This is a genomic window from Paenibacillus periandrae (assembly GCF_022458865.1).
Classification (GTDB): domain Bacteria; phylum Bacillota; class Bacilli; order Paenibacillales; family NBRC-103111; genus Paenibacillus_S; species Paenibacillus_S periandrae.
The window spans coordinates 1-255 of record NZ_JAJNMU010000215.1; the positions used below are offsets into that span (position 1 = coordinate 1).

Sequence of the window (255 nt, forward strand, 5' to 3'; positions counted from 1 at the left end):
TCGTCAACGACGTGCTCGATCGGTGCGGTGGCGTCGATTATAATTCCGTTTTTCGGAATGTCTTCTTTCGTTTGGTGCAATCGCGCAATGAGTTCCCGTTCCGTTTTCTTTCCGCCCCACTCATTTTTCGGTCGCTCGTCAAGCCGCCGGTTCAATGTGTTAAGGTCGACCTCGAGGACAAACACGCCGTCAAATAGATCTATGAATTTCGAAAAGTTCCTAGAACCACCGCAGAAAAATGTTACCGCCTCATCC

At 49.4% G+C, this 255-nt stretch carries 1 pseudogene; it reads right to left on the reverse strand.

Annotated elements, in window-relative coordinates:
* Window positions 1-255: pseudogene (locus LRL21_RS47510) on the reverse strand (nucleoside kinase); the annotation flags it as partial.